This is a genomic window from Leifsonia sp. 71-9, from assembly GCF_001898805.1.
Lineage (GTDB): Bacteria > Actinomycetota > Actinomycetes > Actinomycetales > Microbacteriaceae > Leifsonia.
Genome location: NZ_MKVJ01000020.1, coordinates 279,761 through 293,534, shown reverse-complemented (window position 1 = coordinate 293,534; position 13,774 = coordinate 279,761). Strand labels below are relative to the sequence as shown.

Sequence of the window (13,774 nt, the reverse complement as noted above, 5' to 3'; positions counted from 1 at the left end):
CGTGGCGGAGGCATTGGAGGCCGGGCACGAGGTCACGGTGGTGAACCGGGGATCGAGCGGCGCGCGTCCACTGCCCGAGGGCGTCGAGGTGCTGCACGCCGACATCCGCGACCCGGAGAGCGTGCACGCCGTGCTCGGGGAGCGCAGCTTCGACGTGGCGGCGGAGTTCCTCGCGTTCACGCCGGAGCACGTCCGCACCGACTTCGACCTCTTCGAGGGCCGGGTCGGGCAGTACGTCTTCATCAGCTCCGCCTCCGCGTACCAGACGCCGCCGTCGCGCCTCCCCGTCACCGAGTCGACGCCGCTGCGCAACCCGTTCTGGCAGTACTCGCGCGACAAGATCGCCTGCGAGGACCTGCTGGTCGAGGCCTACCGCGAGCGTGCGTTCCCGGTCACGATCGTGCGGCCGTCGCACACCTACGACCGCACGATGATCCCCACCAGCGGGCACTGGACCGACCTCGAGCGGATGCGCCGCGGCGCTCCCGTCGTCGTGCACGGCGACGGCACCAGCCGGTGGACGATCACGCACAACACGGACTTCGCGGTCGCGTTCACCGGCCTGCTGGGCCGCCCGGAGGCGGTCGGCGACACGTTCCACATCACGGGCGACGAGGCCCCCACCTGGGACCGCATCTACTGCGATCTCGCAGAGGCGCTCGGCGTCGAGGCCGAGCTGGTGCACGTCGCCAGCGAGTCCATCGCGGCCGTCGTCCCGGAGCTCGGCCCCGGCCTCCTCGGCGACAAGGCGCACTCGATGCAGTTCGACAACAGCAAGGTGCGTGCGCTCGTGCCGTCGTTCCAGCAGAAGGTGCCGTTCGCCCGCGGTGCCGGTGAGATCGTCGAGTGGTACCTCGCCGACGCGTCACGCCAGCGGGTCGACCCGGACCTCGACGCGGCGTTCGACCGGCTCGTCGACCACGCGCGCGCGTTCGGGTGACCCGCAGCGCTCCCTATTTCGAATAGCCGGAGCTCGCGCCTCCCGAGGTGGAGGTCGCGGCGGCGGCGATCTTCGTGCCGTCGGGCATGACGGCCCACCAGATGCCGCCGACGCCCTGCCCCGTCACGTCGCCGGCGGACGAGTCGCCCGCGAAGGTGTAGAGCGGCCAGCCGTCGAGGGTGACCTGCTTGCCGCCGTCGACGCCCGTGATGGTGCCGACCGTGCCGGTGACGCCGGTGACGTCCGGCTTCGCGGAGTCGGTCTCGACGGCGGGCCACTGCGCGGCGCAGGCTCCCGAGCACGAGCTCGTGCCGGAGTTCTGCGTGTCCTTGTCGAACACGTAGACGGTGAGCCCCTTGCCGTCGACGACGACCGTTCCGAGGGAGGTGTCGCCGGTCTTCAGGGCGGCGGTGGAGGCCGAGCCGGACGTGGAGGCGGAACCCGAGCCTCCTCCTGAGCCCGACGTGGCGGTTCCCGTGCCGGCCGAGCAGCCGGCCAGGGCGATCAGGGCCACCGCGGCGGCGGCGGCGAGTGCGGCGATTCTCGTTCTCATGATGGTGTCTTCCCTTCCACCGATGGCACGAGACCGGCACCCCTCCCGGTTCACCGCCCACCGCCTCCCGAACCCCTCGCGATTTGTGCCAAATGCGGGGTATGGCGCCGGGTAGCGCCACATTTGTGCCAAATGTGTGGGAGGGAAGCGCGGGGACGGGACGAAACACGCGCTTTACTATTAAGAAACTTTCCTGATACATTCCCGTCAGATGATCGTTCCGACGGAGGGATGAGGATGGCCGACAGACCGGTTCGCGGCACGCCAGCATGGCTGCGCGAGACGAACGACCGCACGGCGCTCTCGCTGCTGCTCGAGCACGGCGTCCTCACCCGCAGCCGGATCGGCGAGCTCTCCGGCCTGTCGAAGCCGACCGCGGCGCAGATGGTGTCGCGCCTCGAGACGGCGGGCCTCATCCACGTCGTCGGCGAGGTCTCGGGCGGCCGCGGGCCGAACGCGGCGAGCTACGCCGTGCGCACGGACCGGATGCTCGGCGTCGCGATCGACATCGACGCGACCGTGCTCCGCTCGACCGTGGTCGACGCCGCCGGTGGCGAGCACCCGATCGCGCTGACCCCGCTCGCGGCACGCACGCCGGAGGACGACGTGCGGGCGGCCGTCGCCGCCGCCTGCGAGGCCGCGGACGTCGACGCCGGCCGCGTCCGCGCCGTCTGCATCGGCGTGCAGGGCGCGCTCGACCCGCGCACCGACGAGCTCACCTACATCGAGACGCTTCCGGAATGGCCCAAGCAGGGCATCCTCCGCCGCCTCCAGGACGCCCTCGGCTACGACGTCCACATCGACAACGACGCCAACCTCGCCGCGATCGCCGAGCGCGCCGACGGGGCCGGGCACGACGCCGGCGGCTTCGCGCTGCTCTGGATGGGCGACGGCCTCGGCCTCGCCGTCGACCAGGGCGGCGCCGTGCACCGCGGAGCGTCCGGCGGCGCGGGCGAGATCGGCTACCTCCCGATCCCCCGCGACGCCGCCGAGCTCGATCCCGACGCCCACGACCTCCAGGACCTCGTCGGCGGGCCGACCGTCGCCCGCCTCGCGGCCGCGCACGGCGTCCCGGAGTTCGGGACGTCCGATGAGCGGGCGGACACGTCAGGCAGCGCGGACGCCGCCGCCGCTCGCGACGCGCTGATCGCCGATCTGGCACCCCGCGTCGCCGTCGGCGTCGTCCCCGTGCTCGCCCTCCTCGACCCCGAGCGCATCGTGCTCGGCGGCCCGACCGGCCGCGCCGGCGGCGCCCTGCTCGCCGAGCGCGTCACCGCCCTGCTGCGCGAGCAGTGGGGGTGCCCCACCATCGTCGCCACCGGCGTCCCCGCCCACCCCGTGCTCCGCGGGGCGCGGGAGCACCTCCTCGGCGAGGTGCGCAGCGCGCTCTTCGCCGAAGTGTCCCGGATAACCGTCTAGGGCACCGCTCCTCCCGCACCACTCAGCCCATCCCTGCATCACGACCGGAATCAGTGAGGAAACCACCCGTGAAACACCGTCACATCGTCGCCGCCATCGGCATCGCCGCGGCCGCAGCGCTCACCCTCGCCGGCTGCTCCGGCGGCTCCAGCGGCACCTCGTTCGCCGACAGCACGCCCAAGGAGCTCTCGGGCACCGTCTCGTTCTGGCACTTCTTCTCCGACCGGGAGGCGGACGTCATCCAGTCCGTCGTCGACGACTTCGAGAAGAAGAACCCGAAGGTGAAGGTCGAGGTCCACTCCGGACAGGACGACGAGAAGCTGCAGAAGGCCATCGCCACCGGCAGCAAGGTCGACGTCGGCCTCTCGTACTCCACCGACATCGTCGGCAACTTCTGCTCGAACGGCGCGTTCCGCAGCCTCAACAAGGTGATCGAGCGCGACGGCGTCGACATGAGCCAGTTCTCCGACACCGTGAAGTCGTACACCGAGTTCAAGGGCACCCGCTGCGCGATGCCGATGCTCGCCGACGTGTACGGCCTCTACTACAACAAGGCCCTCCTCCAGGCCGCCGGCTACACGGCGCCGCCGAAGACGCTCTCGGAGCTGGAGTCCATGGCCGAGAAGCTCACCACCTTCAACGCGGACGGCTCCATCAAGACGCTCGGGTTCAACCCGACGATGGGCTGGTACGAGAACTCCGCCGCGCACTACGGGCCCGCAGCGGGCGCGAAGTGGCTGAAGGACGACGGCACGAGCGCGATCTCGTCCAACCCGGGCTGGAGCGAGCTGATCCAGTGGCAGAAGGCCTTCGTGGACAAGATCGGCTGGGACAAGCTCAACGCCTTCACCTCCGGCCTCGGCCAGGAGTTCTCGGCCGACAACGCCTTCCAGACCGGGCAGGTCGCGATGAACATGGACGGCGAGTACCGCACCGCCTTCATCGCCGACCAGGCGAAGGGCCTCGACTACGGCACCGCGCCGTTCCCGACCGCCGACGACCACACCGACCTGTACGGCGGCGGGTACATCACCGGCAACATCATCGGCATCTCCAAGGGCTCCAAGCAGCCGGAGCTGGCGTGGGCGCTGCTGAAGTACCTCACCACCGACACCGACGCGGTCGTCAAGCTCGCCAACGGCCTCAAGAACGTCCCGACCACCAAGGACGCGCTCACGTCGCCGAAGCTGGAGGTCTCGGAGCAGTTCAAGACGTTCCTCGACATCTCGTCCGACAAGAACGTGCAGACGACGCCCGCCAGCCCGCTCGGCGCCGGCTACCAGAACTCGTTCCAGGACTTCTGGAACAAGTACCAGAGCCAGGGCGGCGACCTCCAGGCCGGCCTGAAGGACGTCGACAAGCAGATCGACGACGCGCTCGCGCTGACCACCGGTCCGTGAGATGACGTCGACCACCGAACGCGCGGGGCGGGTCGCCGCCCGCCCCGCGCGGTCCTCCCGCTACCGCCGGCGACGCAACCTGATCACGCTCGCGTTCCTGACGCCGACGCTCCTCGGCCTCGCGATCTTCTTCGTGTACCCGCTGATCGCCTCCGTCTACTACTCCTTCACCCGGTACGACCTGGTGTCGGCCCCGCAGTGGATCGGCCTGCGCAACTACGAGTACCTGTTCACGCAGGACCCGAACGTGTGGAAGGCGACGCTGAACACGCTGTGGTTCGTGGTGATCTGGGTGCCCGTGAAGACGGTGTTCGCCCTCCTGATCGCCGGGCTCCTCGCCCGGGCCAAGCGGGCCTCCGGCTTCTGGCGCACGGTGTTCTACCTGCCGGCGCTCGTGCCGCCGGTCGCCAGCGTCGTGGCCTTCGTGTTCCTCTTCAACCCGGGCACCGGCCCGGTCAACCAGGTGCTCGCCTGGTTCGGGATCAAGGGACCGCTCTGGTTCAACGACCCGGCCTGGTCGAAGCCGTCGCTCGTGCTGCTCGGCATCTGGGTGATGGGCGACGTGATGATCATCTTCCTCGCCGCACTGCTCGACGTGCCGAAGGACCAGTACGAGGCGGCCTCGCTCGACGGGGCGAGCGGCGCGCAGAAGGTGCGCTACATCACCATGCCGAGCATCGCGCCCGTGCTGATGTTCGCCGCGGTGACGGGGGTGATCGCGGCCATCCAGTACTTCACGGAGGCGGCCGTCGCCTCCTCCGTGGCCTCGGGCAAGGCCGTGGTCGGCGAGGGCATCAGCAACAACCTCGGCTACCCGGACGGGTCGCTGCTCACCTACACGCAGTGGCTCTACGTGCGCGGCTTCGGCACGTACCAGCTCGGCTACGCCTCGGCCCTCGCGGTGCTGCTGTTCGTCGTCGCGGCCGTCCTGCTCATCCTGATCCTGCGCCGGTTCAAGGCGTTCACACCGGAAGGCGCGCAATGACCACCGCCACCTCCTCCACGCCCCCGCTGGCACCCCCGGCGCCGAGGCGCCCCTCCCCCGCGAAGGGCGGCATCCCGACCCCGCGCTCCCTGCGCACGCGCCGCGTGCTGGGCTGGATCGCCGAGCACGCCGTGCTGCTCGTGCTGGCCGTGCTGTTCCTCGCGCCGGTCGTGTTCGTGCTGCTCACCTCGCTGATGTCGAGCCAGCAGACGCTGACTGCGTCGCTCTGGCCGCAGCCGTTCGCCTGGGACAACTACACGAAGGTCTTCACGTCCGTCCCGCTGGCGCAGTGGTTCGGCAACTCGGCCCTCTACGCGGTGCTCGCGACGCTGTTCATGCTGGTCTCCAGCGTGCCGGCGGCCTACGCGCTCGCCAAGATCAAGTTCCGCGGATCGGGGGTGCTGTTCACCGCGATCATCGTGGCGATGCTGCTGCCGCCGCAGGTGACGGCCATCCCGGTCTACGTGATGTGGTCGCAGCTCGGGCTGACGGGCACGCTCTGGCCGCTCATCCTGCCGAACCTGCTCGGGGACGCGTTCTCGATCTTCCTGCTGCGGCAGTTCTTCCTCACGATCCCGAGCGAGTACGCCGACGCGGCGCGCATCGACGGCAACGGGGAGTTCGGCGTGCTCTGGCGCGTGGTGCTGCCGATGGCGAAGCCCGGGATCGCGGCGACCGCGATCTTCATGTTCTTCCACTCGTGGAACGACTACTACGGGCCGCTGCTCTACACCTCCGAGAACCCCGCCTCCTGGCCCGTCGCCTACGGACTGGCGTCGTTCCGCGGGGTCCACGGAACCGACTGGGGGCTGACGATGGCGATGACCATGCTCGTCACCATCCCGGTCGTGATCATCTTCTTCTTCGCCCAACGCGTCTTCGTGGAGGGCATCACTCTGACCGGCGTGAAGGGATAACGCGGTGAAACTGGCAGTCGTGGGCGGAGGGTCCACCTACACCCCCGAATTGATCGACGGATTCGCGCGGATGCGCGACGTGCTCCCCATCGAGGAGCTCTGGCTCGTCGACACCGACCCCGAGCGCCTGCGCCTGGTGGGCGGGATGAGCGACCGGATGTTCCGCGCGGCGGGGCACACCGGCCGCATCGTCCCCACCTCCGACCTGGTCGCGGGCGTCGCCGACGCCGACGCCGTGCTCATCCAGCTCCGCGTCGGCGGACAGGCCGCACGCCACGGCGACGAGACGTTCCCGCACGAGTGCGGGTGCATCGGCCAGGAGACGACGGGTCCCGGCGGGTTCGCCAAGGCGCTGCGCACCGTGCCCGTCGTCCTGAGCGTGGCCGAGGTCGTGCGGAAGCACGCCAAGCCGGACGCCTGGATCGTCGACTTCACCAACCCGGTCGGGATCGTGACCAGGGCGCTGCTGAACGAGGGTCATCGCGCCGTCGGCCTCTGCAACGTCGCCATCGGCTTCCAGCGGCGCTTCGCGAACCTCCTGGGCGTCGACCACTCCCAGGTGCAGCTCGGGCACGTGGGGCTCAACCACCTCACGTGGGAGCGCTCCGTCACGGTCACCGACGACACCGGGACGCGGGATGCGCTCCCGGCGCTCCTCGGCGACCGCCTGGCCGAGCTCGCCGAGGAGATCGAGCTGCCCGCTTCCCTCCTCTCACTGCTCGGGAACGTGCCCAGCTACTACCTGCGCTATTACTACGCGCACGACGAGGTGCTGCGCGAGCAGCTCGACGCCCCCACCCGCGCGGAGGCGGTGCAGCGGGTCGAACGCGAACTGCTGGAGCTGTACGCGGACCCGTCGGTCGACACGAAGCCGGAGCAGCTGTCGCAGCGCGGCGGCGCGTTCTACTCGGAGGCGGCCGTCGACTTGATCGCGTCGCTGACGAGCGACCGCGGCGACGTGCAGGTCGTCAACCTGCGCAACGGCGGCTCGCTGCCGTTCCTGCCGGACGACCACGTGATCGAGGTGCCGGCGACCGTCGGCGCGGCCGGGCTCTCCGCTCTGCCGATCGCTCCGCTTCCCGACGACATCCGCGGGCTCGTCTCGCACGTCGCCGGCTACGAGCGGCTCGCCCTCGAGGCCGCCGTGCACGGCGGGCGCGACCGGGTCGTCCGGGCGATGCTCGCGCACCCGCTCGTCGGGCAGTACGACCGCGCCGAGAAGCTCACGGACCTCCTGATCGCCGGCAACAGGGACCACCTCGCATGGGCGCACTGACCGCGCCCGGCCGGCCGATCGCGATCGCGGTCGACGGCGGCGGCTCCAAGACGGACGCGGTGGCGCTCGAGCTCGACGGGACGATCGCGGCGACGGCGCGCGCCGGGACCTCCAGCCCGCATCTGATCGGGATGGACGCCTCCGCGCGTCTCGTCGACGACCTGATCGAGCGCCTGCTGGAGCAGACCGGGCCGCGCCCCATCGCCAACGCCGGAATCTATCTCTCCGGACTGGATCTGCCGGCCGAGGTGGCGGCGTTCCGCGCGGGCATCGCCGGCTACGCGTGGGCGGACGCAGTGGTCGACAACGACCTCTTCGCCCTCCTGCGCGCGGGGACGAGCGAGCCCGACGCGGTCGCCGTCGTCTGCGGCACCGGCATCAACTGCGTTGGTGTGCGGGCCGACGGCGAGATCGTGCGCTACCCGTCGCTCGGGATGACCTCCGGCGACTGGGGAGGCGGCTGGCACCTCGGCGAGCAGGCCCTGTGGCACGCCGCCCGCGCGGTCGACGGCCGCGGACCGGCGACCCTGCTGACCGCATCCGTGCCCGCCGTCTTCGGGCTGCCCGACGTGCAGGCCGTGATCGAGGCCGTCCACTTCGGTCGCGTGCCGAACGCCGACCTCGCGCGCATCGCGCCGTCGGTGTTCGCGGACGCCCGCGACGGCGACGCGGTCGCGGCCGGCCTCGTCGACCGCCAGGCCGAGGAGATCGTGGCCTTCGCGGCGACGACCCTGCGGCGGCTGTCGCTGCTGGAGCGCCCGGTCCCCGTCGTCCTCGGCGGCGGCATCATCGGGTCGCGGGATGCCCGCCTGCTGGACGGCGTGGAGAGCCGGCTCGCCGAGCGCGCGCCGCTCGCCCGCATCGAGCTGGTGACGGCGGCGCCCATCCTCGGCGCCGCGCTGCTCGCGCTCGAAGGCGCGGGAGCGGGGCCAGACGCCCTCGATCTCGCGCGCGAGGGGCTGGCCGCGCGTCCCGCCGCGGTGGTTCACTAGGGACACGGACAGCGACTACCTCACCGAACGCCGCCGGATGGTCGAGAACCAGCTCGTCCCCCGCGGGATCGCGGACCAACGGGTCCTCGACGCGATGGCCCGCGTGCCGCGGCACGAGTTCGTCCCCGAGTCGCAGGTGCCGTACGCCTACGCCGATCGCCCGCTCCCCCTCGAGGACGGCCAGACGATCTCGCAGCCGTTCATCGTCGCGCAGATGCTGGAGGCCGCCCGGATCGGCCCCGAGGACCGCGTGCTCGACGTGGGCACCGGCTCCGGGTATGCCGCCGCGGTCGCGGCCGAGCTGGCGCACCGGGTGATCAGCATCGAGCGCATCCCGGACCTCGCGGTCACGGCGGCGGCCACGCTCGAGGCGCTCGGCTACCGGGTCGAGGTGATCACCGGGGACGGCTCGCGAGGCTGGCCGGACGCCGCTCCCTACGACGCGATCGTCGCCGCGGCGACCGGTCCGGCCGTCCCGCAGGCGTGGCTCGACCAGCTCGCGCCGGGCGGCCGCATCGTCATGCCGGTGGGGCGCAGCGGGGGTGCGCAGCGGCTCGCCGTGTTCGAGCGGGATGCGACGGGCGCGCTGCACGAGACGAACCTCGGCGCGGTGTCGTTCGTGCCCCTGCTCGGCGAGGGCGCCTGGCCGGAGGATTGACCGCAGCCCGCGGAGTCGCGGCGCGTCGTCCGCAGCTCAGGCCGCGACGGCGATGCGTGCGCGCAGCGAGCCGAGCAGCGCGGAGAGCTGGCCGGCGGGTGCGGCGACGTCCTCCGGGTGCCACTGCACGGCGAGCACCGGGGCGTCGGCGTGCTCGATCGCCTCGACGTGACCGTCGGGAGCGCGACCGGTGACGACCAGTCCGTCCCCGAGCACGTCGACCGCCTGGTGGTGGGCGCTGCGCACGTCCACGACGGCCGAGCCCAGCAGCTGGGAGAGGCGGCTGCCCGGCTCCACGAGCACGGGGTGCGTGGTCAGCACCTCCGGGATCGGGACGCCGCGGTTGACGTGCGGGGTGTGCTCGCCGAGGTCCTGGACGAGCGTGCCGCCGAGGGCGACGTTGACGATCTGGAGGCCGCGGCAGATGCCCAGCAGCGGCGTGCGGCGCTCGACGGCCCGGCGCGCCAGTGCGAGCTGGGCGGCGTCGGCGACCTCGAGGTGGCGGCTCTCGTGGGCGTACCCGCCGGTCGCGCCGTAGAACCGCGGGGCGATGTCCTCGCCGCCGACGATCACGACGGCGTCCGCGGCGTCGGTGCGCGCGAGCAGGGCCTCCTCGCCCTCGTCGGCCGCGAGACGGCTGACCGTCCACCCCTGGGAGCGGGCCTCCGCGATCACCGTTCCGACGAGGATCTGGACGTAGGCGTGGTACTCCGGGTCGTGGCCGCGGAAGCGGGTCGCCTCGACGACGGCGAGCGAGCGGGCACCGGATGCAGACACGGGCTCCTCCTCTCGCCGGGATGCGTCCGTCCATTCTGCGAGGGCCGCGCGCCGTGCGCATCCTCCCGCGTAACAGGCTGAAACAGTGACACCGTCGCACGGCCCCCATAGACTCGGCACGAAGTGTTCCTGGAGAGTGGGTGAATGCTCTTGCGACGTGTTCTGACCGGGGCCCTGCTGACCGTCGTCCTCGTCGCGGGCCCGCTGGCCCTCGCGGCGCCGGCCTCCGCGGAGGACCCGGTGGACCTGGGGTCGAGCCACGTCGACGATGTCGCGGGCGTGCTGACGGACAGCCAGGGGGACGCCGTCGACGCGGCGGCGGCGAAGCTCGCCGACGATCACCAGATCGACCTGTTCGTCGTCTACGTCGACCGCTTCACCAACCCGACGGACGCCCAGGACTGGGCCAACGAGACGGCGGCGCAGAACAACCTCGGGCCGACCGACTACCTCCTGGCCGTCGCGGTCGACGGCCGCGCGTACTACCTCTCTGGCGACGACGCCGGTCCCGTCAGCGGGGACAAGCTCGACAGCATCGAGCGGAACGACATCGAGCCCCGGCTGCGCGCCGGCGACTGGTCGGGCGCGGGGATCGCCGCCGCGCAGGGGCTGTCCGACGCGGTCGGCGGGGGCGGAGCCGGGTTCTTCTGGTTCTTCCTGATCGCCGTGCTCGTCGTCGGCGTCGTGCTCTTCCTCGTCCTCCGTTCGCGCCGCAAGAAGAAGACGGCCGCCGCTCCCGGCGCGCCGCAAAGCGAGCTGCAGGGCCTCCCGATCGAGGAGCTGCAGCGCCGCGCCGGCTCGGCCCTCGTGCAGACCGACGACGCCATCCGCACCAGTGAGGAGGAGCTGGGCTTCGCGACGGCCCAGTACGGCGCGGACTCGGTGGTCCCGTTCCAGGCGGCCCTCGACCAGGCGAAGGGCCAGCTGCGGGAGGCGTTCACCCTCAAGCAGAAGCTGGACGACTCGGAGCCCGACACGGACGAGCAGCGGCGCGGGTGGAACATCCGCATCGTCGAGCTGTGCACGGCGGCGAACCACGCGCTCGATGCGCAGGCGGACGCCTTCGACGAGCTCCGGTCGCTCGAGAAGCGCATCCCGGAGGCCTCGGCGCAGGTCGCCGCCGCCGCGCAGCAGGCCGCCGCGCGGGTCGAGCAGACGCGGGCGACCCTGGCAACGCTCGGCCAGCGCTACACGGACGCCTCGCTCGCGACCGTCGGTGACAACGTCGACCAGGCGACCCAGCGTCTCGCGTTCGTGCAGACCGCCCTCGCGGCCGCCGCGCAGAAGGCGGGTGCGGGCGACACCAGTGCCGCCGCGATCGGCGTGCGCGCCGCCGAGGAGTCGGTCGACCAGGCCACGCTCCTGCTCGACGCCGTCGACCGCGTCGCGGCCGACCTGGCGAAGACCCAGCAGTCGATCGACGCCGTCCTCCCCGAGCTCGAGAGCGACCTCGCCGAGGCGCGCGCCCTCGCCGCGTCCGGCGACCCGGGCGGCACCATCGCGGGAGTGATCGCCGGCACGGAGCAGACCGTGACGGACGTGCGGGCCAAGCTCGCGGCCGGGCCCATCAACCCCCTCGAGATCGCGCAGCGCCTCGACGCGGCCAACCGCTCCATCGACGGCGTGCTGCAGGGCGTCCGCGACGGCCGGATGCAGACGCAGCGCGCCCAGTCGTCCCTCCAGCAGACCCTGATGGCGGCGAAGGCCCGGATCTCGGCCTGTGAGGACTTCATCACGGCTCGCCGCGGCGCGGTCGGACCGGAGGCGCGCACCCGCCTCGCCGAGGCCGGGAGGCTGGTCGTCCAGGCCGAGCAGACCGCCGCGGCCGACCCGGTGACGGCGCTCGGCCAGGCCCAGCGCGCGGCGCAGCTCGCCGACGAGGCGACCCAGCTCGCCCAGCGGGATGTGGGCGGCTTCCAGCCGCAGCAGGGCGGGCTCGGCGACATCTTCGGCGGCGGCACCACCCAGACCCAAGGCGGCGGCGGCAACGGCGCGATGGGCGCCATCCTCGGCGGCATCCTGATCAACTCCGTCCTGAGCGGCGGGATGTTCGGGGGCGGCGGCAACGGAGGCGGCGGCTTCGGCGGCGGCAGCAGCGGTCGCGGAGGCCGCGGCGGAGGCGGCGGAGGTTTCAGCTCCGGCAGTTTCGGCGGCGGCGGGACGCGCACCCGGCGCGGCGGAGGCCGGTTCTAGACGCACCACACGTACCCAGCGCCTCATCCGGGGCGGGAGACGCCTCCTTCGGGGGGAGAGGAAAGGAAGAGCACATGGCAAAGCAGTCCATCTTCGGGCGCATCTCACAGCTCCTGAAAGCGAACATCAACTCCCTCCTCGACCAGGCCGAGGATCCGGAGAAGATGCTGGATCAGATGGTCAGGGACTTCACCAACAGCATCGCCGACGCCGAGAGCGCCATCGCCGAGACGATCGGCAACCTGCGCCTGCTCGAGGACGACCACCGCGAAGACGTGGAGGCCGCCGAGGACTGGGGCCGCAAGGCGCTCGCCGCGAGCAAGCAGGCCGACACCTACCGCGCATCGGGCGACACCGCGAACGCCGACAAGTTCGACAACCTCGCCAAGGTCGCCCTGCAGCGCCAGATCGCGTCGGAGAACGAGGCGAAGACCGCGGAGCCGCAGATCGCCTCCCAGACCGAGGTCGTCGACAAGCTCAAGTCGGGCCTCAACGGCATGAAGGAGAAGCTCGAGCAGCTCAAGAGCAAGCGGTCGGAGCTGATCGCGCGGGCGAAGAGCGCCCAGGCGCAGTCGCAGGTCATCGACGCGGTCAAGAGCGTCGACATCCTCGACCCCACGAGCGAGGTCTCGCGCTTCGAGGAGAAGATCCGCCGCGAGGAGGCCCGCGTGCGCGGCGCCCAGGAGCTGGCCGCATCGAGCCTGGACGCCCAGTTCAACGACCTGGACGACCTCGGCGAGCTGACCGAGGTGGAGGCCCGCCTCGCCGCGCTCAAGACCGGTGGAGCGCAGCCCGCCGTCACGGCCGACCCCGCGCCCTCCGCCCCCTACACCCCGGGGCAGTGACCGCCCGGTGACTGCAGCATCCTTCCTGGTCGTTCCGCAGTGGCAGGGCTCGGGATCGTCGCGCGCGATGCGGCTGATCGACGGCGCGGAGGCCATCCGCGGCGATCTGCCGGCGAGCGCCACCCACACGGTCTCCGTGCCCTCCGCCGCGGGCGATGCGCTGGGGACCGGCGTGCACCGGTTCTCGTCGCTCACCCTCGTCCGTGAGCTGGCGACGGCGGAGCTCGCGCTCCTCGAGGCGCCCGTCGTGACGGTCGGCGGCGACTGCGCCGCCGACCTCGCGAGCGTGCAGCACGCGGTGGCCGCGCATCCCGCCGGCACCGTCGCCGTCGTGTGGTTCGACGCCCACGGCGACCTCAACAACGTGTCGACCTCCCCCTCCGGCGCCTTCCACGGCATGGTGGGGCGGGCGCTCCTCGGCGACGGACCGGACGGCCTGGCCTCGGCCGGCCCCGCCCGGCTGGCGGCCGCGAACCTCGTGCTGGCCGGCACCCGGTCGCTCGACGACGGCGAGTCCGCCTTCGTCGATCGCGCGGGCATCCGGGTCGTCGCCTCCGGGGAGCTGGACGATCCGGAGGCCGTGGTGCGTGCGGTCGAGGCGACCGGCGCGACGGCCGTGTACGTGCACGTGGACCTCGACGTGCTCGATCCCGCGCACATCGACGGCATCGGCTACCCGGAGCCGTTCGGGGTGACGCCCGCCGCGCTCTGCGACGCCATCCGCGCGCTGCGGTCGCGGTTCGAGCTCGCCGGCGCGGCGGTGACCGAGTTCGCGCCGGAATCGCCGGAGGCGGCGGGGCGCGACATGCCGGTGATCCT

The 13,774-nt window shown here is 72.0% G+C and carries 13 protein-coding genes; 11 read left to right on the top strand and 2 right to left on the bottom strand.

All coding sequences use genetic code 11. The features are described 5' to 3' along the window. Window position 1 precedes the first annotated feature (1 nt). Window positions 2-940, top strand: coding sequence for an NAD-dependent epimerase/dehydratase family protein (locus BGO91_RS16415; protein ID WP_290473795.1), 939 nt, complete (start codon window positions 2-4; stop codon window positions 938-940). A 13-nt stretch (window positions 941-953) separates the two neighbouring features. Here the strand turns inward: BGO91_RS16415 and BGO91_RS16410 are convergent, their stop codons facing one another. Next, on the bottom strand, window positions 954-1,493 hold the full coding sequence (locus BGO91_RS16410; protein WP_290473794.1) for a hypothetical protein: 540 nt from the start codon (window positions 1,491-1,493) through the stop codon (window positions 954-956). 237 nt (window positions 1,494-1,730) lie between these two features. Between BGO91_RS16410 and BGO91_RS16405 the strand changes: the two genes are divergently transcribed. From BGO91_RS16405 to BGO91_RS16375, 7 genes are all read left to right on the top strand, one after another. Then, window positions 1,731-2,912, top strand: a complete 1,182-nt coding sequence (locus tag BGO91_RS16405; protein ID WP_290473793.1) for an ROK family transcriptional regulator — start codon at window positions 1,731-1,733, stop codon at window positions 2,910-2,912. A 68-nt stretch (window positions 2,913-2,980) separates the two neighbouring features. After that, the gene (locus BGO91_RS16400) at window positions 2,981-4,312 is read left to right on the top strand and encodes an ABC transporter substrate-binding protein (protein ID WP_290473792.1); all 1,332 of its coding nucleotides are present in this window, start codon (window positions 2,981-2,983) and stop codon (window positions 4,310-4,312) included. Between the two features lies 1 nt (window position 4,313). After that, window positions 4,314-5,297, top strand: coding sequence for a carbohydrate ABC transporter permease (locus BGO91_RS16395; protein ID WP_290473791.1), 984 nt, complete (start codon window positions 4,314-4,316; stop codon window positions 5,295-5,297). Beyond that, window positions 5,294-6,214 (top strand): carbohydrate ABC transporter permease, encoded by a 921-nt coding sequence (locus BGO91_RS16390; protein WP_290473790.1) that lies wholly within the window; start codon window positions 5,294-5,296, stop codon window positions 6,212-6,214. The genes BGO91_RS16395 and BGO91_RS16390 overlap by 4 nt, the downstream gene beginning before the upstream one ends. 4 nt (window positions 6,215-6,218) lie before the next feature. Further along, window positions 6,219-7,490 (top strand): 6-phospho-beta-glucosidase, encoded by a 1,272-nt coding sequence (locus BGO91_RS16385; protein WP_290473789.1) that lies wholly within the window; start codon window positions 6,219-6,221, stop codon window positions 7,488-7,490. After that, window positions 7,478-8,482, top strand: coding sequence for an N-acetylglucosamine kinase (locus BGO91_RS16380; protein ID WP_290473788.1), 1,005 nt, complete (start codon window positions 7,478-7,480; stop codon window positions 8,480-8,482). Before BGO91_RS16385 ends, BGO91_RS16380 begins: the two co-directional genes overlap by 13 nt. After that, window positions 8,433-9,140 carry a protein-L-isoaspartate(D-aspartate) O-methyltransferase gene (locus BGO91_RS16375; RefSeq protein WP_290473805.1) on the top strand — a complete coding sequence of 236 codons (708 nt, stop codon included), beginning with the start codon at window positions 8,433-8,435 and terminating at the stop codon, window positions 9,138-9,140. Before BGO91_RS16380 ends, BGO91_RS16375 begins: the two co-directional genes overlap by 50 nt. A 36-nt stretch (window positions 9,141-9,176) precedes the next feature. Here BGO91_RS16375 and BGO91_RS16370 read toward each other — a convergent pair whose 3' ends face one another. Continuing rightward, window positions 9,177-9,917 (bottom strand): gamma-glutamyl-gamma-aminobutyrate hydrolase family protein, encoded by a 741-nt coding sequence (locus BGO91_RS16370; RefSeq protein WP_290473787.1) that lies wholly within the window; start codon window positions 9,915-9,917, stop codon window positions 9,177-9,179. A 144-nt stretch (window positions 9,918-10,061) separates the two neighbouring features. Here BGO91_RS16370 and BGO91_RS16365 point away from each other — a divergent pair, with 144 nt between their 5' ends. From BGO91_RS16365 to BGO91_RS16355, 3 genes are all read left to right on the top strand, one after another. Continuing rightward, window positions 10,062-12,110: a TPM domain-containing protein gene (locus tag BGO91_RS16365; protein ID WP_290473786.1), complete on the top strand. Its 2,049-nt coding sequence runs from the start codon at window positions 10,062-10,064 to the stop codon at window positions 12,108-12,110. 74 nt (window positions 12,111-12,184) lie between these two features. After that, window positions 12,185-12,955, top strand: a complete 771-nt coding sequence (locus tag BGO91_RS16360) for a PspA/IM30 family protein (RefSeq protein WP_290473785.1) — start codon at window positions 12,185-12,187, stop codon at window positions 12,953-12,955. 7 nt (window positions 12,956-12,962) lie between these two features. Beyond that, window positions 12,963-13,774 (top strand): arginase family protein (locus BGO91_RS16355; protein WP_290473784.1); only part of this gene is annotated, 812 nt, incomplete at its 3' end.

What these genes read in the sequence shown, in the direction of transcription:
- BGO91_RS16410 (WP_290473794.1), bottom strand. Translation starts at nt 1,493, where the DNA reads ATGAGAACGAGAATCGCCGCACTCGCCGCCGCCGCCGCGGTGGCCCTG.
- BGO91_RS16405 (WP_290473793.1), top strand. Translation starts at nt 1,731, where the DNA reads ATGGCCGACAGACCGGTTCGCGGCACGCCAGCATGGCTGCGCGAGACG.
- BGO91_RS16395 (WP_290473791.1), top strand. Translation starts at nt 4,314, where the DNA reads ATGACGTCGACCACCGAACGCGCGGGGCGGGTCGCCGCCCGCCCCGCG.
- BGO91_RS16390 (WP_290473790.1), top strand. Translation starts at nt 5,294, where the DNA reads ATGACCACCGCCACCTCCTCCACGCCCCCGCTGGCACCCCCGGCGCCG.
- BGO91_RS16380 (WP_290473788.1), top strand. Translation starts at nt 7,478, where the DNA reads ATGGGCGCACTGACCGCGCCCGGCCGGCCGATCGCGATCGCGGTCGAC.
- BGO91_RS16365 (WP_290473786.1), top strand. Translation starts at nt 10,062, where the DNA reads ATGCTCTTGCGACGTGTTCTGACCGGGGCCCTGCTGACCGTCGTCCTC.
- BGO91_RS16360 (WP_290473785.1), top strand. Translation starts at nt 12,185, where the DNA reads ATGGCAAAGCAGTCCATCTTCGGGCGCATCTCACAGCTCCTGAAAGCG.